The organism is Nonomuraea sp. NPDC049158, from assembly GCF_040648335.1.
In the GTDB taxonomy this organism is placed as follows: Bacteria; Actinomycetota; Actinomycetes; order Streptosporangiales; family Streptosporangiaceae; genus Nonomuraea.
Map to the genome: position 1 here is coordinate 200649 of NZ_JBEZDM010000013.1, position 20328 is coordinate 220976.

The following is a 20328-nucleotide window of genomic DNA, read 5'->3' on the forward strand; positions in this document are numbered from 1 at the left end:
CAGTGCACGTGCTCGTCATGACGGTGGTGCATAACCCCGAGGACGCGAGGATCCTGCATAGGCAGATCCGTGCCCTCGTGGATGCAGGTCATGAGGTCACGTATGCCGCCTCGTTCACCGCCCACGGGGTCGTGCCTCGTCCTTGGGTCAACGGCGTCGATCTGCCCAGGGCCGCCCAGCGTAAGCGCATGGCCGGAGTCTGGGCCGCCCGCAGGCTGTTCAAGCGCATGCGGCGCAAGGTCGACATCGTGCTGATCCACGATCCGGAGTTGCTGTTCGCGATCTGGGGCGTGCGTAACCGCCCGCCCGTGGTCTGGGACGTCCATGAGGACACCCCGGCGACGCTCTCCCTCAAGCCGTGGCTGCCGTCGCTGCTGCGGCCCCCGGTACGCTTCCTCGCCCGCATGCTGGAGGGCACGGCCGAACGGCACCTGCACCTGCTGCTGGCCGAGACCGCCTACGCGGGCCGGTTCAAGCACGCCCACCTGATCGTGCCGAACGAGACCTGGGTCCCCGACTCGGTCACGCCGCCCGGCGACGACCGGGTGGTGTACCTGGGCTGGCTGTCCAGGGCCCGGGGCGTGCTCGAGGCCGTCGAGGTGGCCCGGCTGCTGCAGCCGTACCGGGTGGCGGTGGAGCTGATCGGCTACGCCGACCCCTACAGCCGTCCGATGCTCAACCAGGCCGTCACGGAGGGCCTGCTGGAGTGGCGCGACTTCATGCCGAACGACGAGGCGCTGAAGCGGCTCGACGGCGCGCTGGCCGGGCTCTCGCTGCTGCACGACGAGCCGAACTACCGTCACTCGATGCCTACGAAGATCGTCGAGTACATGGCCCACGGCATCCCGGTCATCACGACGCCCTCCCCCCGCGCGGTCGAACTGGTCGAGCGGTACGACAGCGGCGTGGTGGTCCCGTGGGAGGACCCGAAGGCCGTGGCCCAGGCCGTACTGACGCTGAGGGACGACGTACGGGAGCGGCGGGCGCAGGGCGCGCGCGGCTACGCGGCGGCCCGCGCGAACCACCACTGGCCCAACTCGGCCAAGAGGTTCGTGGCCCAGCTCGAATCATGGGCTGGCGTCAAGAACTAGAACTAGCGGCTTATTTTCGGCAGACCACTAGGGCGGTAGGTTCCTCAACGTGCGCTGGCTTCTCGTGCTCCTCGGCGCCGCGATCCTGGCCGCGGTCGCGGCCGTGATCGTCGTGCTGCCCAAGAGCGATCCTCCCAAGAAGGCGGCCCAGCAGGTCAAGGCGACGCCTACCCGCGTCGAGCCCACGCCTAAGGTGAGCGAGGTCACCGACCGGTGTGGAACGTTCGAGACCAAGGAGAAGGCTCCCTACGCCGTCACCGGCTACTGGATCACCCCCAAGTCCAACCCTTGCACCTGGCGCCACCAACTGGAGGACATCCACAACCTCGGCGGCGACACGGTCATCAGGATCGGCTACGGCCTGCAGTTCCGTCCCACCGACGACCAGGGCCGCGTCATGACCAAGGATGAGCAGCTCGACCCGCTCTACAAGGACTGCGAGGAAGACGGCCGGAGCTGCCGCGACGCGGCCGAGCGGGACCTGCGAGCGGCGAACCCGAAGAACCGGATCGCCCGTACGTACGCCTACCGCACCGACGAGTCGTTCGGGCCCGGCCTGTTCCGCTGCCCCCAGATGGAACGCAAGATCACCGTGGGCAAGCGGGTCTACTTCCGCGTGCTCACCCCGATGGACGGCTCCGACGACGCCACCTGCGACTTCACCAAGCCCAAGCCGTACGACCTGATCCTCGTCGCCGGCTCGGACACCGACAGCCTGACGCAACTCCTCGACCTCGGCGAGCAGTTCGGTGTGCGGGTCTTCCCGGCGCTGCCGCTCGCGCCGCGCGACCCCGTGACCCCGACCAGGGCCAACAAAAAGCACATCGACACACTTCGGACGCTGACCCGCCGCATCCTGCAGGACTACGGTGCGCGCTTCGCCGGGCGCGCCTCGCTCGGTGGCGTCTACCAGCCGTTCGAGGTGCAGATGGCCGACACGCTCGCCGGCAACCCCACCCTTGAGGTGTACGCCGAGCAGCACCAGATCGTGGAGCAGGAGCTGGGCAAGCCCATCCTCATCAGCCCCTACCTCGACGCCCGCAAGCGGGTCCCGTTCGGGCAGACGCCCAAGCAGGTGGCCGCGGCGTTCGTGGCGCTGGCCAAGACCGGGGTGGGCATCATCGCGCCGCAGGACAGCCGCGGCACCGGCAAGGTGGGCCTGTTCTGGCCCGACCAGCGCGACACCGAGGTCGATGAGCGGCTGCGCTCCGTCGTGGGCGAGACCACGTACGGCACCGCCTATCACGGCTCGACCCGCGACTACTACCGCGAGATGTCGATCGCCCGCGACCAGATGCTCCAGGCGGGCTTCAACGTGGAGCTCTGGGCGAACGTCGAGGCGTTCGAGCCCTCCGGCGAGCGCCCGTGCGCCCCGCAGGGCACCCGCGGCCAGACCGACAAGAAACGCCTCGACCAGGCCGTCACCATGGCCGGCCGGTACGTTCAGAAAATCGTCTCCTACATGTGGAGCGACTTCCTGACCTGTGGCTCCCCCTCGCTGGAGACGCAGATCACCCAGGACTGGCAGCGTCCGATCGCGGTGGACGCCATCCGGCGCTCCCGCGACATCCAGGACGGCCTGGAGGTGCGCGGATACCACCTCAAGGACGGCACGGTCACCCTGCAGTACGGGGACGAGGTGAAGGAACTGGTGGTCTCCGCGGTGGGCTGGCTCGACGAGGACCCGCTGGAGGATCTGCCGGAGGGCATGCAGACGGCGTGGGTACCGTTCGACTGGGCCCAGGTGCCGCCGGACGAATGGGTCAAGGTCGGCGTGAAACTCCCCACGGGGAAGGCCACCACTGAGCCGCTCCACGTCCGCATCGCGGCGTGAGCGCGCCCGCCGCTGAGGGCGCCCTGGGCCGGTCGGCGTGTAACGTGCCTGCCATGGTCCCGAGCATCCCGGTGAGCGTCGACCTGGTCGTGCTCACCGTGCGCTGCCAGGCCCTGTGCGCCCTCGTGTGGCGCCGGGACAACCCGCCGTTCCTGCGGCGCTGGTCGCTGCCCGGCGGCTTCATCCAGCTCGACGAGGACCTTCCCGCCGCGGCCCAGCGCATCCTGGCCGAACGCGCCGGCCTCCCCGGCGCCCCGGTGCACCTGGAGCAGCTCCAGACCTACGGCTACCCGGACCGTGACCCGCGCCAGCGCGTGGTCAGCGTCGCCTACCTCGGCCTGGCCCCGGACCTGCCGGCCTCGGAGAAGGCCCACATGAGCTGGCAGCCCGTCGACACCCTGTCGGTGATGGCCTTCGACCACCGGCGCATCATGCTGGACGGCATCGAGCGGGCGCGGGCCAAGCTCGAATACACCTCGCTGGGCGCCGCCTTCTGCCCGCCGGAGTTCACGGTGGCGGACCTGCGGCGCGTGTACGAGATCGTCTGGGGCCGCCCCCTGGACCCGCGCAACTTCCACCGCAAGGTCACCAAGGCGGAAGGCTTCCTGGTCGAGACGGGCGACACCACCACCCGCGACGGCGGCCGCCCGGCCAAACTCCACCGCCGCGGCCCCGCCGAGCTCCTTCACCCCCCGATGCTGCGCGGCCGCCCTTAGAAGAGGGTCGATTCGCGCCCGGCGAGGCGCAGTGGCGGCGGGTAGCCCCTCCTCGGAGAGGGGGAGTGCCAGGGCTCGTGCACGTACGCGTCGGGGACTCCGGCCAGCTCTGGCACGTGGGCGCGGACATACCTCCCTTCCGGGTCGAAGCGCCTGGCCTGGCGGATCGGGTTGAACGTGCGGTTGGGGCGAGTGTCGTTGCCCGTGCCCGCCACCCACTGCCAGTTGCCGAAGTTGTCGGCCACGTCGCCGTCCAGCAGCAGCTCGAAGAAGTGCGCCGCGCCTGCCCGCCAGTCGATCCTGAGGTGTTTGACCAGGTACGAGGCGGTGATGAGGCGGGCTCGGTTGTGCATCCAGCCCTCGGCGAGCAGCTGGCGCATGCCCGCGTCCACGATCGGCATGCCGGTCTGCCCCGCCTTCCACGCCTGGAGCGCGTCCTCGTCGTCGCGCCACCGATGGCCGCGCGGGCGGTAGTCGTCCCTGTTGATGCGCGGGAAGGCGAAGGTGACCTGGTGGTGGAAGTCACGCCAGCACAGCTGCCGGACGAAGTCCTCGTTGTCCAGCTTCGACAGCTCCAGCGGCGACAGGCAGCCGAAGCGCAGGTAGGGGCTGAGTCTGGAGGTGGTGTCACCGGCCAGGTCGTCGTGGCCCTCGCCGTAGCGGTCCAGGTGGCGGGCGGCCCATTCGCTCATCCGACGCCGCGCGGCCGTCTCCCCGCCCTGGCCCCCCTCGGACAGCGGGCCCGGTTCCAGCTCTCGCGGCGTAGGCACCCGTTGGGGCGCGGCCAGGACGGTACGGCGGGGCGCCCGCTGCCATGCGCGCCAGTAGGGGGTGAAGACGCGGTAGTGGTCGCCTCCGGCCGGGCGCAGCAGGTCGGGTGGAACCACAGTGACTCCGGGGAAGAGCCTGAGCGCGCCCGCTCCGGCCAGGCGACGTTCTCTGGCCCTGGCCAGCTCGCTGACGTCCGCGCTGGCGAACACCGCCTCGGAGCCGGTCCGCTGCGCCAGACGCGAGGTTTCCGCGACCGTGTCGCCCTGCCGAACGAGTAGGTCGCCGCCGCGCGCCCGCAGTGAGGCGCGCAGGTCAGCCAGGCACCCGGTCAGGAACTCCCCGCGTCGGCCCGCGGGCACGGCGGGATCCCGGACGAACAGCGGGATCACGCGGCGGGCGCGCTCGCACGCGGCGCTCAGCGCCGGATGGTCGTGGACCCGCAGGTCCCGGTTGAACAGCACGATTACCGTCTCCACTCCTAGGTTTTCGCGGGCGGGAGCCGGAGCGGTTGCACGATCTCCGTGTTCTTGGTTGTCGGCCCTCCGCATGGCGAGATTGAATAGATTTTGAATCGCTTATCGTCTGGGGGAGTGATGATCGAGGAATGCTTCGCGATCCATCGGCCGATGGTGCGCGCCTACCTGCGACGCCTGATCCCCGCGCAGGACGTCGACGACGTCACGCAGGCCGTCTTCGCCGACGTCTGGCGCTGCCGGCTCGGCTACGATCCGTCCAGAGGCATGGAGAGCTGGCTGCTGACCATCACGCACCGGCGGGCCGTCGACTACCTGCGGGCACGGCGGTTGGCGACAGTGCCGCTGGAGTCCGTCGCCGAGCCACCGGGGCGGGACGGCCGCGACGACGGCGAGGACCTGGCCAACCGCGACCTGATCGGCCGGGCGCTCGCCGAACTGCCGCAGGCCCAACGCGAGGCGATCCGGCTCGCCTACTGGGAGGACCTGAGCCAGCGCGAGATCGCCGAACGGCTGGACGTCCCGCTCGGCACCGTCAAGGCCAGGACTGCCCGCGGCCTGCACCGCCTGCACGCTCTGCTGGAGGCGGCGTGACCAGGCCCACGCTGGTGACGGGCGCGACCGGGTACATCGGCGGGCGACTCGTGCCCGAGCTCCTCGACGCCGGGCATCGCGTGCGCTGCATGGTCCGCTCCCCTGCCCGCCTGCGTGACCTGCCCTGGGCGGGCAGCACCGAGATCGTGGCGGCCGACACCCTGGACGCCGCTGCCACGCGCGCCGCGCTGGACGGCGTCGACGTGGCCTACTACCTGATCCACACCATGGGTGGCGGGAGGGGTTTCGCCGACGCCGACCGCCGGGCCGCGCGGGTCTTCGCCGCCGCCGCCGAGGCGGCGGGCGTACGCAGGATCGTCTACCTCGGCGGGCTCACCGGCGACGAGAACCTGTCACCGCACCTGCGTTCCCGCGCCGAGGTCGCCGAGATCTTCCTGGGCTGCCGGGTGCCCGCCGTCGTGCTGCGCGCCGCCGTGATCATCGGCTCGGGTTCCGCCTCGTTCGAGATGCTGCGCCACCTCACCGAACGGCTCCCGGTGATGACCACGCCGCGCTGGGTGCGCAGCCGTACGCAACCCATCGCGGTAGGTGACGTGCTGCGCTACCTGCGGGCGTGCGCGTCCATCCCCGAGGAGGTCAACCGCGCCTTCGACGTCGGCGGCCCGGACGTGTTGACCTACGCCGACATGATGCGCGGCTACGCGGCCGCCGCCGGGTTGCCGCCGCGATTCATCATCCCGGTGCCCCTGCTGAGCCCGTGGCTGTCCAGCCACTGGGTCGGCCTGGTCACGCCGGTCCCCGCCACCATCGCGCGACCCCTGGTGGAGTCGCTGCGAAACGAGGCGGTCTGTCGCGAGCACGACATCGCCGCCCTCGTTCCCGATCCGCCGGAAGGCCTGATCGGATTCCGCCGCGCGGTCGCCCTCGCCCTGCGGAAGATCAAGGAGGCCGACGTCGCGACCCGCTGGTCCTCCGCCTCCACCCCAGGCGCCCCGAGCGACCCCCTGCCCACCGACCCCGACTGGGCGGGCGGCAGCCTCTACATCGACCGCCGCACCCTCGCCTGCGACGTCCCGCCGGGCGCGTTGTGGAAGGTCATCGAGGGCATCGGCGGCGGTAACGGGTGGTACTCCCTTCCCGTGGCCTGGCGGGCCCGCGGCGTGCTCGACCGGATCGCCGGCGGCGTCGGGCTGCGCCGCGGGCGACGGGACCCGGGCAGGCTCAGGGTGGGTGACTCCATCGACTTCTGGCGGGTGGAGGAGATCGAGTCCGGCCGCCTGCTGCGGCTGCGCGCCGAGATGCGGCTGCCCGGCCTGGCCTGGCTCGAGCTCGCCGTACGGCAGGAGGACGGCAGAACCGTCTACGAGCAGCGCGCCATCTTCTACCCGCACGGGCTCCTCGGCCACCTCTACTGGTGGACCCTGGTCCCCTTCCACCGGCTGATCTTCGGACGACTGCCCAAGAACCTGGTCACCGCGGCCTCCTGATCAGCTCGCCGCCGCCACCAGCCGGGTCACCGCCTCTTCGAGCGAACCCACCCTTGTCACTCCGCGTGGCAGCCCATCCCACCAGCCGGGACCGCCTACCACCACCCGGCACGGCGGCCGCACCGGCGGCAGCGCCGCCAGCGGGGCCGGATCTCCCGTCGGCGCCCGCTGTGACCAGAGGAAGACCGCGCACGGCCCCAGCGTGCGGATCGCACCGGCCAGCGCCCCGTACGGCGTCCGCGCGCCGAGCAGCCGCACCGCCACCCCCATGGTCCCGGCCAGCACGGCGCCGACCGCGTACAGGGGCAGACTGTGCTGCTCCTCCTCCGCGCACGCCAGCAACACGGGCCGGTGGTTGACCGGCGCCGCGGGCGGTTCGAGCAGCGGATGCAGCGCCGCCAGGACGCCGTCGGAGAACAGGTGCTCGACCTCGATGCCCGCCCCCGTCCTGCGCTGCAGGCGGCTGATCGTGGCGAAGACGGGCAGGACGAGCCGCTCCCACGTCCAGGCCGGGCCGTGCCGCGCGATCGCGGCCGTGACCCCCGCGCCGACGGCCCCGCCGTCCAGCCTTGTCGCGGCCCTGGCCAGCATCGCCGTCGTGGGCACCGGCCCGGTCACCCCGGCTCCGGGTGCGGCGGGCTCGGCCGGTTCGCGCTGGTCCGCCCCCGGTCGCAGACGCAGCGACGCCCGCGCCGCCTCCGCCGGTGCGACACCCTCCCGGATCAACCTGTTCATCTCCTCCAGGCGGAGAAGATCCGTGGCGTCGTAGCGGCGGTGCCCACCCCGGCTGCGGCCGCTCGGGCCGATGCCGTACCGCAGGTTCCAGGTGCGCAACGTGGGCGCGGGCACGCCGAGCCGCCGGGACACGGCACCGATGCCATATCCCGTTTCCACCGAATCCTGATGCTCAGCCATGGCTCCGCCCATTCTTTCGAACGATCGGGCTCCACGGTTGCAGCGAACCGGGTATTCGGCGCCGATGGCCTCGCGGGTGCGGATCTCGCCAGATTTGTTCAGCAGGCTGAGGAATCGCATAATGTTCAGCATGCTGAACAAATGGCGGTCAGGTCGCGCCCTCGTGCTGGGAGTTCTGGCCTGCGCCGTCCTGACCGGAGTGGTGTGGCTGCTCGGGCAGCGCCTGAACGGCATCGCGCACCTGCCGGACCAGGGCGCGTCCTGGTACTACTGGAAACTGCCGGAGCCGACCCTCTGGACCCGGCTGTCGGCCTGGATCCCGTACGCCGCCCACCAGCTCGCGCTGTGGGGTCTGATCTACTACGCCCAGACCAGGGTGCGGACACCCACCAGCGGATTACATCGGGTCAACGTGGCCGCCCTGGCGGTCAATGCGTCCTTCATCGTCCTGCACATGGCGCAGACGCAGCTGTTCTACGACGGCCTCGCCCAGGATGTGTCGATCTTCAGCTCCCAGGGGTCGGTGATCCTCCTCCTGGTCTTCGTTCTCATCATGGAGAACCGGCGTCGCGGCCTGTTCTTCGGCAAGCCCGCGCCGATCGGCGAGCAGATGGTGGACTTCGCCCGCCGCTACCACGGCTACCTGTTCAGCTGGGCCGCCGTCTACACCTTCTGGTATCACCCCATGGAAGCCACCAGCGGCCACCTGATCGGGTTCTTCTACATGTTCCTGTTGCTCCTACAGGGCAGCCTCTTCCTCACTCGCGCACACACCAACCGCTGGTGGACCGTGACGATGGAACTGGCCGTCGCCGTCCACGGCACACTCGTGGCGGTGATGACCAGCGGTCCCCGCGGCTTCTGGCCGATGTTCCTGTTCGGTTTCCTCGGTGTCCTCATCATCACGCAGATGCACGGGCTCGGCCTGCCGCGCGTGCTGAGGTGGGTACTCGCCTTGGCCTACACCTCGAGCGCGATCACGGTGTACGCCGCACGCCATGACGTCGCAGGGGTCCTGGCGGCCGGACGCATCCCGGCCATCGAGTACGTGCTGGTGACCGTGTGCGCCGGGTTGATCTGGCTGGGCCTCGCCGCCGCACAGGCCCTGCGTTCGCGTCCGGCCGTCCGCGCCAGTGGGCGCCCAAGGTCGTGATGCTCGCGGCGGCGCGAGGTTTTGCGACAATGAGCCGGTGGCCGACATCGACTCCTGGCCCACCGGCCGGTTGCTGTCGGTGGCCGCGCGACTGGTTGAAGGGCGCTTCTACGACTTCCTCGCCTCTCATGGGCTGACCCACGCCGGGCTCATCACCCTGCATCACCTGGCCGAGGGCGCGCTGGCGCAACGCCGCCTGGCGGTGCTGTGCCGGGTCACCGACCAGACGATGAGCCGTACCATCGAGCGCCTGCGACGGGCAGGCTACGTCGACAAGCAGGTCGACGGCCAGGACCGCCGGCGCGTGCTGGTGACGATCACGCCCGCGGGGTCCCAGGTCCTGGCCCTGGCCTACGAAGCGGAGCGAGAATCGGAGCACCTGATGGGCGCGGTCGACGACTATGAGCAGTTCAGGCAGCAACTGGTCAAGCTCATCACGACCGTCTGACCGCACGGTGCTCACCGCATGCCGGTGACGTATGCCTCCCGATGCCGCCCTGCCGGCCGGCTTCTTTTAGGGTGAAGCCATGCCTCGTTTCCGCACGATTCTGGACACCATGCCGGCGTACAAGGCCGGTAAGGCGGTGACGTCTCCTGACGGCCGCTCGTACAAGCTCTCCTCCAACGAGTCGCCCTACGACCCGCTGCCGTCCGTGGTCGAGGCGATCGCCGAGGGGGCGCGGCAGGTCCACCGCTACCCCGACCCGGGGGCGATCAAGCTGACGGAGGCCATCGCGGAGCGGTTCGGGGTGCCGGTCGAGCACATCGCGCTCGGGGCGGGGTCCGTCACCGTTGCGCAGCAGCTGTTCGAGGCCGTGAGTGAGCCCGGCGCCGAGGTGATCTACGCGTGGCGGTCGTTCGAGGCGTATCCGCTGCTGGCCGACCTGGCCGGGGTGGTGTCCGTCAGGGTGCCGCTGGTGGGGGAGGACCACGACCTGGACGCCATGGCCGAGGCGATCACCGACCGGACGCGCATGATCTTCGTCTGCAACCCGAACAACCCCACCGGCACCGCGATCCGCCGGGCCGAGCTGGTGGCCTTCCTCGACCGGGTGCCGGACGACGTGCTGGTGGTCCTGGACGAGGCCTACCGCGAGTACGTGCGCGACGAGGACGTGCCCGACGGTCTCACCCTCTACCGCGACCGGCCGAACGTCTGCGTCCTGCGTACGTTCTCCAAGGCCTACGGGTTGGCGGGGCTGCGTGTCGGTTACCTGGTGGGACACGAGCCGGTGGCGTCGGCCATCCGGAAGACGATCATCCCGTTCGCCGTCAACCACCTCGCGCAGATCGCGGCCATCGCCTCCCTGCGCGCGGAGGACGAGCTGATGGAGCGGGTCGACACGGTGGTCAAGGAGCGGACCCGGGTGCGCGAGTCGCTCATCGCCCAGGGCTGGACCGTCCCGCTGACCGAGGCCAACTTCGTCTGGCTGCGGCTCGGCGAGCGCACGCTCGACTTCGCGGCGGCGTGCGCGGCCGTGGGCGTGGCGGTGCGGCCGTTCGCGGGGGAGGGCGCCCGCGTCTCGATCGGCGACCCGGAGGCGAACGACACGTTCCTCGCGGCGACGGCGGCCTTCAAGGCGAGTTGACAGCATACGAGTCTTGGGCCTGTAATGGGCCTCTTGTCGCGTGTCGCCGGCCGGAGGACGTCGGCGGCATGGAGGCACCGGTTGTAGGGGATGATGTCGTGACTTCTCACTTCACAGGCAGCGCCTGATCTGATCGCGCGCCCGCGCGTCGTCCCCACGCCCGGTGGTGCCCCGCACCACCGTCGCACGCGATCCCTTGCACTGCCCCACGGTCCGGCCATCGCCTGACCGGTGTGCTGCCTGACGGTCCGGCGATCGCCTGACCGCCCTTCCCCTCGCGTGCTCATCGAGGCTCTCCGCCCGAGGCCGGTACGGCGTGCCGTGCGCATCCCGCCCGTCGTAACCCTTTCTCACATCTGGAGAGCAAGCAGAGCATGCCCCAAGACTTCAATCAGCAGATCATCGACGAGTTCCGCGCCAACCAGGGACAGGTCGCCATGTTCGACGGCGCCCGGTTGCTGCTTCTGACGACCACCGGCGCCAGGACCGGCGCCGAGCACACCACTCCGGTCGGCTACCTGCCGGACGGCGAGCGCATGCTGATCATCGCCTCCGCCGGCGGGGCGCCCAAGCACCCGGCCTGGTATCACAACCTCCTGGCCACGCCGCGGGTGACGGTGGAGGACGGCATCTTCACCTACCCGGCTGACGCGGCCGTCCTCGAAGGCGAGGAACGCGACAGCGCCTTCGCGCGGGCGGTCGAGATGGACCCCGGCTGGGCGGCCTACCAGGCGAAGACGAGCCGGATCATCCCCGTGGTCGCGCTGACCCCGCGCGGCGGCGGTCCGGACGGCACGCGAGGGGGTGACTTCCTGGTGCGGGTGCACGACGCGTTCCGCCGGGAGCTGCGGCTGATCCGCAAGGAGGTCGCCGCCTCCGGGACCGGCGGCCTGGGCGTGCAGTTGCGGGTCAACTGCCTGACCCTGTGCCAGGGGCTCCATCAGCATCACAGGTTCGAGGACGCCGGGATGTTCCCTTGGGTCGAAGGGCGGCATCCCGAGCTCACCCTCGTGGTGGACCGGTTGCGCGAGGAGCACGGGACGGTCTCCCGGCTCCTCGACGAGCTTCAGCGACTGCTCGCGGACGGCGAGCCGGCCGCGCCCGCCCCGAAGGTGCTCGCGGAGGTGGATCGGCTCGTGACCGAGCTCGAAGCGCATCTCGATTACGAGGAGCGGGAGCTCGTCCCGATCCTGAACGCCATGACCCCTTAAGCCCTGACCTGTTCAGGGGTGAGCCGTTTCGCCTTGGGCCGTCGCTCCGTGGACACCACGAGAGCGACGCCCAGCAGGATCACCAAACCGCCCAGCATGATCTGCCAGGTCACGTGCTCGCTCAACACGAGCGCGCCGAGGAGCACCGCCACCGCCGGGTTGACGTACGCGTAGGTCGACACCAGCGAGATCGGCGCGTTGCTGAGCAGCCAGCTGTAGGCGGTGAAACCGACCAGCGATCCGACCAGGATCAGGTAGACCAGCCCGGCCCACGACCGGCCGGAGACGACGGTGACGTCCAGCCGTTCGCCCACCGACAGACCCGTGACGGCCAGCCCGGCCCCGCCGACCAGCATCTCGATCGTGCTGGCCGCGAACGAGTTGGCCGGCATCGGGATCCGGGCCGACAGGAACGACCCGACCGACCACGACAGCGACGCCACCAGGACCACCACGATCCCGCTGGTGCTCGCCGACCCGCCACCGCCGCTCAGCGACAGTGCCGCCACACCGCCGAACCCGACCAGCACGCCGGCCAGCGTCAGCACCTTCGGCCGATCCCTGGCCACGATCCTGAACACCACCAGCCACAGCGGCACGGAGGCGACGAGCAGCGCGGCCAGCCCGCTGGACACGCTCCGCTCCGCCACGGCCAGCAGGCCGTTGCCGGTGGTCAGCAGGAGCAGCCCCACCAGCGCGGCCCCGCCGAACTGGGCCCGGGTCATCCGGAACGGCGCCCAGCCCTTGCGCGCCACCAGGAATCCGCCGAGGATCACCGCCGCCGTCACGAACCGCAGCGCTCCGCTGAGCATCGGGGGGATGGTCTCGACAGCGATCTTGATGCCGAGGTACGTCGAACCCCAGACCACATAGACGATGACCAGCGCGCTCCAGACGAGCAAGGGAGGGCGGTCAGGGGTGTCCGATGCCATAGCCCATGACAATAGCGGGCGTTCCCGACAGAACGCTGGCGGGTCCCGGACAGCGAAGTCGACGGGAGAGGCTGACGAGAAAGAGGCTTTGGTGCCCCCGTCCGAATCCCGTCGATCGGGGGCGACGCAATACATACCCTCTTCGGACGCGGCCAATCACTAGTTCACATGACCAAAAACACACCCGGCAGAAGAGGCAGGGGGCCCGCCGCCCCAGGAAAGGGGAAGGGGGGACGGCGGACCCGTACCTGGGCGCGATCAGCGAGGCCCGAGCTTCTCCACGATGAGGCGGTAGAGCTGGCGCGGCCGGCCAGGCTGAGGCGTACGGTTGGGCGGCAGCGGCCACGCGAGTCCCTCGTCGACCAACGTGCGCAGCAACCGCCGAGCCGTACGCGGCGTCACCCCGAGCATCTTCCCCGCGCCCTCCGCGTCAACCACGGTGTCGCCGCCCTCCAGCTTGGCGGCGAGCCGGGCCAGCACCTCCACGCCCTTGGGCTTGAGCGCGGTGGAGCCCTGAGGGGGCATCCGCGGCGCCGGGATGAGCGCTCGGCCCTCCCGGTCCACGGCGAAGCCCTGGGCCTGTTTACCGGCCTGTGTACGCGCCAGAGCCGCCCGCGCGTGCGACTCCGCGTCGTGGGTGGTGCGTCCCATGCCCACCCCGACCTCGACCGCCAGCCCCAGCTCGTCGCGGATCCTGGCGGCGAACGGCAGCACCCTGAACCCGTCGGTCGCGGCGGCGATCGAGCCCCTGGTCGCGGTGACCAGATAGCTGTGATCGTCGATCGGCCAGACGGTGGCGTTGATGCGGTTCGCCTCCTGGACCAGCAGCCGGTGCAGCGACAGCCGGAGCTCGTCGCGCCAGTAACGCGGCGCGGCGCGGCGTACCGGCTCGCGTAGCGTCGGCACCTCGACCAGCACCACGGTCAGCTGTGACTCCTCCAGCCGGTGGTGCGCACCGAGCAGCGCTGCGGTGTGCAGCGCGGTGCGCACGGCCGCGGAGGTCGGCCTGATCCTGATGACCGGGACACCGGACGCCTGGAGGCGTTCGGCGACCGCCGGCAGGCACGTGAGCGCGCCCGTGGTGGATCCCTGGCGGGCCAGGCGCTCGTGGTAAGCCGCGATCGTGCCGGTGGCGCCCGGCTCGTCGCGGCTGTGGACATCCGTTGCGGTAATCCCGAGGTCTGTGTACGCCTCCTCGACGTCTGCCCTGGCCACCACGTCGATGCTCACCCGCTGCGGATCGATGCGCGAATCCAACGCCGCCTTGGCCAGCGCGGCGACCAGCGCCGCCCCGCCGAGTTGCACGTAGGTCGCGGGCATCGTCAGCACACCCGAGCGCCTGGCCAGGTCGTAGGGGACCGGGCTGGCGAACAGGCATGCGTCCACGCCGGGCCCGAGCCGCGTCACTTTGTCGGGCGCCTCCTGCTCATCGCGGTAGGCGGCCGCCACCAGGCGGCACGGAAGTGGCGCAGCAGCGTGCCCCATCAGCATGACCCGCTCGACCAGATCGTGGGGTCCGACCACACCAATGGTGAGGTCCGGTGTCATGGCACCCGGGCGTGACACTCGGGGAGTTTCTTCGGCCCTCTCGACCAATGTTCGTCCCATCCTGCTGTCTGTTGCAGTGCTCTCTTTTGGAACGATCGCTCGCGGGGACCATAATGTCACGCCCGACTTTTCCGGAAAGTCGTTCTGGTTGACTCGCTGTGAAGGTATATCAGCAGCTCAACGAGGTATTCCTAACGCTTTTTAGCGGTCGGAAATCTCTTGTGTAATGTCCGCCCCCAGTGCCCGCATTCGCTCGGCGAGATGCGCGTGCCCGCGGTCGATGAGGTATCCGGACTCGATGACGGTCTCGCCTTCGGCGGCCAGTCCGGCCAGCACCAGCGCGATTCCGGAACGCAGGTCGTGCGCCGTCACCCGGGTGCCCTTCAGCGGGGTGGCGCCCCTGACGATGGCCCTGCTGCCCTCGACCTCCACGTCGGCGCCCATCTTGTTCAGCTCGCCGGCCAGCGCGAAGCGGCCGTCGAAGATGCGCTCGTGGATGTAGCTGGTGCCGTCGGCCAGGGCGGCGACCGTCATCATCGGCGACTGGAGGTCGGTGGCGAAGCCCGGGTAGGTGTCGGTGATGATGTTGATCGGCCGTAGCGGCCGCTCGCACCGTACGTGAAGAACCGCGCCTGGCCGGGCGAAGTCGACGCCCATCTGCTCCAGCTTGTAGCGGACGACGCCCAGGTCGAGGCCGGTGCCCACGAGGCTGAGGTCGCCGCCGGTGATCGCCGCGCCCATCGCGAACACACCGGCGTCGAGCCGGTCCGGCATCACGGTGTGCTCCACGGCCTGCAGCTCGTCGACGCCCTCGACGGTGATGAAGCCGGTGCCGCCGCCGCTGATCCGCGCGCCCATCTTGGTGAGCATGTCGATGACGTCGAGCACCTCGGGCTCCAGCGCCGCGTTCTCGATCACGGTGACGCCCTTGGCCAGGGCGGCGGCCATGATGAGGTTCTCGGTGCCGGTGTGCGAGGGGGTGTCGAGGTAGAGGGTCGCGCCCGTCAGGCCCGACGCCTTCACATGGATGACCGTCTCGCCCTCGTCGACGATCGCGCCCAGCCGCTTGTAGCCCAGGTAATGGAAGTCGAGGTTGCGACTGCCGAGATTGCAGCCGCCGACCCCCTCCACGATCGCCTCGCCCAGCCGGTGCAGCAGGGCGGGCGTGAACAGGACCGAGCCGCGGAAGCGCCTGGCGATGTCGGCGGGCAGCACCGCGCTGGTGAGCCGGGAGGCGTCGATCACCAGGGTGCGCTCGGCCTCGTGCAGCTCGACGTACGCGCCGATGGCCTCGGCCAGCTCCACCGCCCGCCGCACGTCCTCGATGATCGGTACGTTGCGCAGAACGGTGCGGCCTTTGGGGGCAAGCAGAGCCGCACCGATCATGGGCAGCACGGCGTTCTTCGCGCCCTGGATGAAGGCGGTTCCACGCAGTGGGTTGCCACCGCGCACGCGGTAACGGACCATTCGTGCGGCTCCTCGGAGGTCTCGGTCTGAGCTGGACCGGGCCAAGAGTAGCCGCTAACCACTGCTGCCCCAGCCGAATCATCCCCTAAAGGGAGCTCCGGTGATGCGCTCGTAGGCTTCCAGATAACGCTGTCTGGTCTGTTCCACAACCTTGTCAGGAAGGCGAGGTGGGGGAGTTCCGGAGCTTTTGTCCCATCCCGATTCGGGCGACAACAACCAATCCCTTACATATTGCTTATCAAATGACGCTTGGGAGCGTCCCGGCTGCCACTGGTCAAGCGGCCAGAATCGTGATGAGTCGGGCGTCAGGACCTCGTCCCCCAGAGTGAGCACCCCGTCGGCGTCACGACCCAGCTCGATCTTGGTGTCGGCCAGGATGATGCCCCGCTCGCGGGCGATCTCGGCGCCGCGCGTGTAGACGGCGAGCGTGATCCGGCGCAGCTCCTCGGCCGTCTCCGCGCCCACGTCGCCGACGACCCGCTCGAAGGAGATCGGCTCGTCGTGCTCACCGACCGGGGCCTTCGTCGAGGGCGTGAAGATCGGCTCGGGCAGCCGGGACCCGTCTTCGAGGCCCGCCGGCAGCTCGATCCCCGAGACCGCCCCTTCGCGCCGGTAGTCGACCAGGCCCGAGCCGGTCAGGTAGCCGCGGGCCACGCACTCGACGGGCACCATCGTCAGCGGCCGGCACAGCACGCTGCGGGAGTCGGGCCCCGGCCCGATGAGGTGATGGGGCACCAGGTCGGCGAGCTGCTCGAACCACCACAGCGACATCTGCGTGAGGATCGCCCCCTTGTCGGGGATCTCGCTCTCGAGCACGTAGTCGAAGGCCGAGATCCGGTCGGAGGCGACCATCAGCAGCTGTCCGTCGTCGGTCTGGTAGAGATCGCGGATCTTGCCGGAGTGCAGGTGCTTCATCGGGCGATGTCCGTCCTGTGGTGCGAGCCGCGCAACCGTACGCGAGAGACCAGCTCGTAGGCGTTGCGGCGGGCCGTCTCCTGGTCGGGGCCGGTGCCGACCACGTTGAGCACCCGCCCGCCGTCCGACAGCACCTGGCCGTCGACCCGCTTCGTGCCGGCGTGGAGGACGTAGGCGCCGCCGATGGGGTCGAGCCCCTCGATGACGTCGCCCTTGACCGGGGCGTCGGGGTAGTTCTCGGCCGCGACGACCACGGCGACCGCCGACCCGGCGCGGAACACCGGCGCCGGATGCTCGCTCAGCCGCCCGGTGGCGCAGGCCGCCAGCAGCCCGGCCAGCGGGGTCTCCAGGCGGTCGAGCACCACCTGGGTCTCCGGGTCGCCGAAGCGGGCGTTGAACTCGATCACCTTCGGCCCCTTGGCGGTCAGGGCCAGGCCCACGTACAGGACGCCCTGGAACGGGTGGCCGCGCCGGGCCAGCTCGTCGATCGTCGGCTGGACGACCTCGCGCATGACCTGCTCGGTGAGCCCTTCGGGAGCCCAGGTGAGCGGCGTGTAGGAGCCCATGCCGCCGGTGTTGGGGCCTTCGTCGCCGTCGTAGGCGCGCTTGAAGTCCTGGGCGGGCTGCAGCGGCACGGCCGTCTTGCCGTCGCAGAGCGCGAACAGCGAGACCTCGGGCCCGTCGAGGAACTCCTCGATCACCACCCGCTCGCACGCCGCCGCGTGCGCGAGCGCCTGCTCCCGGTCGCCGGTGACGACCACGCCCTTGCCGGCGGCCAGCCCGTCGTCCTTGACCACGTACGGGGCGCCGAACTCGTCGAGGGCCTGAGCGGCCTCCTCGGGCGTGACGCAGGCCCGCGCCCTGGCCGTGGGAACGTCGGCGGCCGTCATGATCTCCTTGGCGAACGCCTTGGAGCCCTCGATCATCGCCGCCTGGCTCGACGGGCCGAAGCAGGCGATGCCCGCGGCGCGCACCGCGTCGGCCACGCCCGCCACCAAGGGCGCCTCGGGGCCCACCACCACCAGGTCGGCGCCGAGTCGTAGGGCCAGCTCGGTCACCTGGGCGGGATCGGTGGCCGTGACCGGATGCGGGGCCGAGATCTCCTCCATGCCCGCGTTGCCGGGGGCGCTGTGGAGCTCGGTGACCTGGGGATCGAGCATGAGTGAGCGGCACAGGGCGTGTTCACGCCCGCCGGAGCCGATGACTAGAACGCGCACCGCCCCATTGTGGCAGGGACGGCCCGGCGGCTCCCCGGCGCACCCGCGACAGGAGGGGCTGGGCACTCGAAATGTGGGAATAGGCGGGAATCTTTGTGGAGTTCTACCTGCTCTGAGGATGCCTCGGGGAGTATCGTCAGTCGGGTCCATCCGCCTGTGGTAGCTTAGGGCGGCTTTATGGCATCTCTTGTGATTGGAGGTGGTCCGGGATGAAACCTGGTGATCCCAGCAGTACGTGCTCACTCACGTACACCCTGTATGCCCCCGACCACTCCAATCCGGCAGCCTGATCGTGCCTCCACGTACTTTCGTTGATTGAGGTGACTTTTCGTCGCGCGTGGAGCGTGCCAGGTCGGGCGGAAAGGGACTGCCATGCGCACGTCTACGCTTTTCCGTCGCACCACCCGTCACCCCGTACAGCAGCACGTCTCGCGCCAGCTCACCAAGCCGGTACGTGAGATCTGCGTGCCTCCCGTTGACTCCATCGTCGAGTTCGGCGCCTACATCAAGGGCCGGAAGGTCGCCGCCCCGGGCATCGAGGAGTCGCTCGAGCTGGTCCGCGAGCACAACAGCCGCTCCGACGGCGCCAAGGCGTTCGTCTGGGTCGGCCTGCACGAGCCCGCCGCCCCCGAGGTCGAGTGGCTGGCCGGCGTGTTCGGCCTGCACCCGCTGTCCGTCGAGGACGCGGTCAAGGCCCACCAGCGCCCCAAGGTCGAGCGCTACGGCGACTCCCTGTTCATGGTGCTCAAGTCCATCGCCTACCTGGACCACGACGAGCTGACCGCCACCAGCGAGATCATCGCCACGGGCGAGATCATGGTGTTCCTCGGCGTCGACTTCGTGGTGACCGTACGCCACGGCCGGCACTGTCCCCTCACCGAGGTGCGCGAGCGGCTCGAGGACAAGCCCGAGCTCATGGACCGCGGACCGGCGGGCGTGCTGCACGCCATCGCCGACCACGTCGTCGACCGCTACCTCCAGGTCGCCGACCTCATGCAGCTCGAACTCGAAGAGGTCGAGGCGACCGTCTTCGCCGACGTCAGCTCCCGCGACATCAACCGCATCTACCAGCTCAAGCGGGAGATGCTGGAGCTGAAGCGGGCCGTCACGCCGCTCCAGGCCCCGCTGGCCGCGCTGCCGCAGCGCCGGGTGATCCCGTCGGAGATGCGCGAATACTTCCGCGACGTCGGCGACCACCTCTCCCGCGTGTGCGAGCAGGTCGAGTCGTCGAACGAGCTGTGCAGCTCGATCCTGCAGGCGGCGCTGGCCCGCTCGAACGCCCTGGCCAACGAGGACATGCGCAAGATCTCGTCCTGGGTGGCCATCCTGGCGGTGCCCACGATGATCGCCGGGATCTACGGCATGAACTTCGACTTCATGCCGGAGACCAACCAGGTGTGGGGCTATCCGGCGGTGCTCGGTGTGATGATCACGGCCTGCGTCCTGCTGCACCGCGGCTTCCGCCGCAACGGCTGGCTCTAGACCTTGTGCCGCCTGGGCATCAAACCCCGACGGGCCGCTTGAGCGGTCCGACGGGGCCGGGCAGTCCCAGCCCGCGCTCCCGCCACAGCTCGCGCATCCGGTCGGGATAGTCGGTGACGATCCCCGCCACCCCCAGGTCCAGCATCCGGGCCGCCAGCGCCTTGTCATTGACGGTCCAGACCGCCACGTCCAGCCCCGCCGCGGCCACCTGGGCCATCAGGTCCTCATCGACCATCACGTGCTCGGGCGACAGCGTCGTGGCCCCCGCCTCGCGGGCGGCGGCCGGGATGTCGTCGCCCAGCGGGCCGTTCCAGTGCAGGGTGTCGAGCTCGATCAGCGCGAAGCGCCGCGTGCCCGGCGCCAGCCGGGCGGCGTGGCCGATGATCCGCCAGTCGAAGCTGAGTATCGCCGCGTTGTCCAGCCTGCCGTGCCGGTCGAACTCCTCGAGCACCATCTCGGTGAACAGCTCGGGATCGGCCGTCAGCTCCGGCCTGGTCGGGTCGGACTTGAGCTCGACGTGCAGCCGTACGTCCTCGGCCTCGTAGGCGTTGACCAGCCCGAGCACCGCGCCCAGCGTGGGCATCCGGGTCTCCGGCATCGGCCGCTGCGTCAGCGCGAAGGGGTCGTCGGCGTGCCGGGGCAGCCGCACACCCACGTCGAGCATGCGCAGCTGCGCCAGCCCAAGCGAGTTGATCGGCTTGCCGACATAGGGGAAGTGGGGGTCGTCCTTCGCGACCGGCCGCGTGTCGGCACTGGTCACGGCCGAGACCGTGAGGTCGTGGGTCAACACGAGGCGCCGATCGGCGGTGAGCGCGACGTCGAACTCGAGCGCGTGCACCCCGAGCTCCATCGTGCGGCTCAGCCCCGGAAGAGTGTTCTCGGGCCAGAGGCCCCTCGCTCCCCGATGACCGTGAATCTCAACGCGCACACCGGGGACACTACCTGCCGCGCGCCACGAGCACGACGTGCCAC

At 70.1% G+C, this 20328-nt stretch carries 18 protein-coding genes; 10 read left to right on the forward strand and 8 right to left on the reverse strand.

Translation table 11 applies throughout. The features are described 5' to 3' along the window. Nucleotides 1-2: 2 nt before the first annotated feature. From AB0B61_RS28000 to AB0B61_RS28010, 3 genes are read left to right on the forward strand one after another with little or no spacing between them, the layout of a single operon-like run. Nucleotides 3-1091, forward strand: coding sequence for a glycosyltransferase (locus tag AB0B61_RS28000; protein WP_358437622.1), 1089 nt, complete (start codon nt 3-5; stop codon nt 1089-1091). Nucleotides 1092-1140: 49 nt separating this feature from the next. Next, on the forward strand, nt 1141-2925 hold the full coding sequence (locus tag AB0B61_RS28005) for a DUF4434 domain-containing protein (RefSeq protein WP_358437624.1): 1785 nt from the start codon (nt 1141-1143) through the stop codon (nt 2923-2925). A 53-nt stretch (nt 2926-2978) separates the two neighbouring features. Then, nucleotides 2979-3641 (forward strand): NUDIX domain-containing protein, encoded by a 663-nt coding sequence (locus AB0B61_RS28010; RefSeq protein WP_358437626.1) that lies wholly within the window; start codon nt 2979-2981, stop codon nt 3639-3641. Here AB0B61_RS28010 and AB0B61_RS28015 read toward each other — a convergent pair. Beyond that, nucleotides 3638-4888, reverse strand: a complete 1251-nt coding sequence (locus tag AB0B61_RS28015) for a deoxyribodipyrimidine photo-lyase (protein WP_358437628.1) — start codon at nt 4886-4888, stop codon at nt 3638-3640. The two genes, AB0B61_RS28010 and AB0B61_RS28015, sit on opposite strands and share 4 nt — an antisense overlap. A gap of 117 nt (nt 4889-5005) precedes the next feature. Between AB0B61_RS28015 and AB0B61_RS28020 the strand changes: the two genes are divergently transcribed. Both AB0B61_RS28020 and AB0B61_RS28025 read left to right on the forward strand, forming a co-directional pair. Further along, a complete protein-coding gene (locus AB0B61_RS28020) occupies nt 5006-5479 on the forward strand; it encodes a sigma-70 family RNA polymerase sigma factor (protein ID WP_358437841.1) in 474 nt (157 codons plus the stop codon). Continuing rightward, nucleotides 5476-6927: an SDR family oxidoreductase gene (locus tag AB0B61_RS28025; protein WP_358437630.1), complete on the forward strand. Its 1452-nt coding sequence runs from the start codon at nt 5476-5478 to the stop codon at nt 6925-6927. Before AB0B61_RS28020 ends, AB0B61_RS28025 begins: the two co-directional genes overlap by 4 nt. On the opposite strand, the gene AB0B61_RS28030 is transcribed toward AB0B61_RS28025, so the two are convergent. Then, nucleotides 6928-7842, reverse strand: coding sequence for a MerR family transcriptional regulator (locus AB0B61_RS28030; RefSeq protein WP_358437632.1), 915 nt, complete (start codon nt 7840-7842; stop codon nt 6928-6930). 130 nt (nt 7843-7972) lie between these two features. On the opposite strand from AB0B61_RS28030, the gene AB0B61_RS28035 reads away from it, so the two are divergent. The 4 genes from AB0B61_RS28035 (at nt 7973) to AB0B61_RS28050 (ending at nt 11795) form a co-directional block, all read left to right on the forward strand. After that, nucleotides 7973-8995 (forward strand): hypothetical protein, encoded by a 1023-nt coding sequence (locus AB0B61_RS28035; RefSeq protein WP_358437634.1) that lies wholly within the window; start codon nt 7973-7975, stop codon nt 8993-8995. 37 nt (nt 8996-9032) lie between these two features. Next, nucleotides 9033-9443 carry a MarR family transcriptional regulator gene (locus AB0B61_RS28040; protein ID WP_358437636.1) on the forward strand — a complete coding sequence of 137 codons (411 nt, stop codon included), beginning with the start codon at nt 9033-9035 and terminating at the stop codon, nt 9441-9443. A 79-nt stretch (nt 9444-9522) separates the two neighbouring features. Next, nucleotides 9523-10584: a histidinol-phosphate transaminase gene (gene hisC, locus AB0B61_RS28045; protein ID WP_358437638.1), complete on the forward strand. Its 1062-nt coding sequence runs from the start codon at nt 9523-9525 to the stop codon at nt 10582-10584. A 374-nt stretch (nt 10585-10958) separates the two neighbouring features. Beyond that, entirely contained in the window at nt 10959-11795 is an 837-nt protein-coding gene (locus AB0B61_RS28050; RefSeq protein WP_358437641.1) for a nitroreductase/quinone reductase family protein, read from the forward strand. On the opposite strand, the gene AB0B61_RS28055 is transcribed toward AB0B61_RS28050, so the two are convergent. From AB0B61_RS28055 to purD, 5 genes are all read right to left on the reverse strand, one after another. Beyond that, complete coding sequence (locus AB0B61_RS28055) at nt 11792-12727, reverse strand: EamA family transporter (protein ID WP_358437644.1); 936 nt, start codon at nt 12725-12727, stop codon at nt 11792-11794. The genes AB0B61_RS28050 and AB0B61_RS28055 overlap by 4 nt on opposite strands. Before the next feature lie 258 nt (nt 12728-12985). Next, nucleotides 12986-14275, reverse strand: coding sequence for a GTP cyclohydrolase IIa (locus AB0B61_RS28060; protein WP_358437647.1), 1290 nt, complete (start codon nt 14273-14275; stop codon nt 12986-12988). Between the two features lie 201 nt (nt 14276-14476). Then, nucleotides 14477-15742, reverse strand: coding sequence for a UDP-N-acetylglucosamine 1-carboxyvinyltransferase (gene murA, locus AB0B61_RS28065; protein WP_358437649.1), 1266 nt, complete (start codon nt 15740-15742; stop codon nt 14477-14479). A 78-nt stretch (nt 15743-15820) separates the two neighbouring features. Then, nucleotides 15821-16657: a phosphoribosylaminoimidazolesuccinocarboxamide synthase gene (locus AB0B61_RS28070; protein WP_358437652.1), complete on the reverse strand. Its 837-nt coding sequence runs from the start codon at nt 16655-16657 to the stop codon at nt 15821-15823. Further along, nucleotides 16654-17874 carry a phosphoribosylamine--glycine ligase gene (gene purD / locus AB0B61_RS28075; protein WP_358437655.1) on the reverse strand — a complete coding sequence of 407 codons (1221 nt, stop codon included), beginning with the start codon at nt 17872-17874 and terminating at the stop codon, nt 16654-16656. Before purD ends, AB0B61_RS28070 begins: the two co-directional genes overlap by 4 nt. 372 nt (nt 17875-18246) lie before the next feature. Here purD and corA point away from each other — a divergent pair, with 372 nt between their 5' ends. Continuing rightward, on the forward strand, nt 18247-19356 hold the full coding sequence (corA, locus tag AB0B61_RS28080; protein WP_358437657.1) for a magnesium/cobalt transporter CorA: 1110 nt from the start codon (nt 18247-18249) through the stop codon (nt 19354-19356). 19 nt (nt 19357-19375) lie between these two features. Here corA and AB0B61_RS28085 read toward each other — a convergent pair whose 3' ends face one another. Then, nucleotides 19376-20284, reverse strand: a complete 909-nt coding sequence (locus AB0B61_RS28085; RefSeq protein ID WP_358437660.1) for a glycerophosphodiester phosphodiesterase family protein — start codon at nt 20282-20284, stop codon at nt 19376-19378. Nucleotides 20285-20328 lie beyond the last annotated feature (44 nt).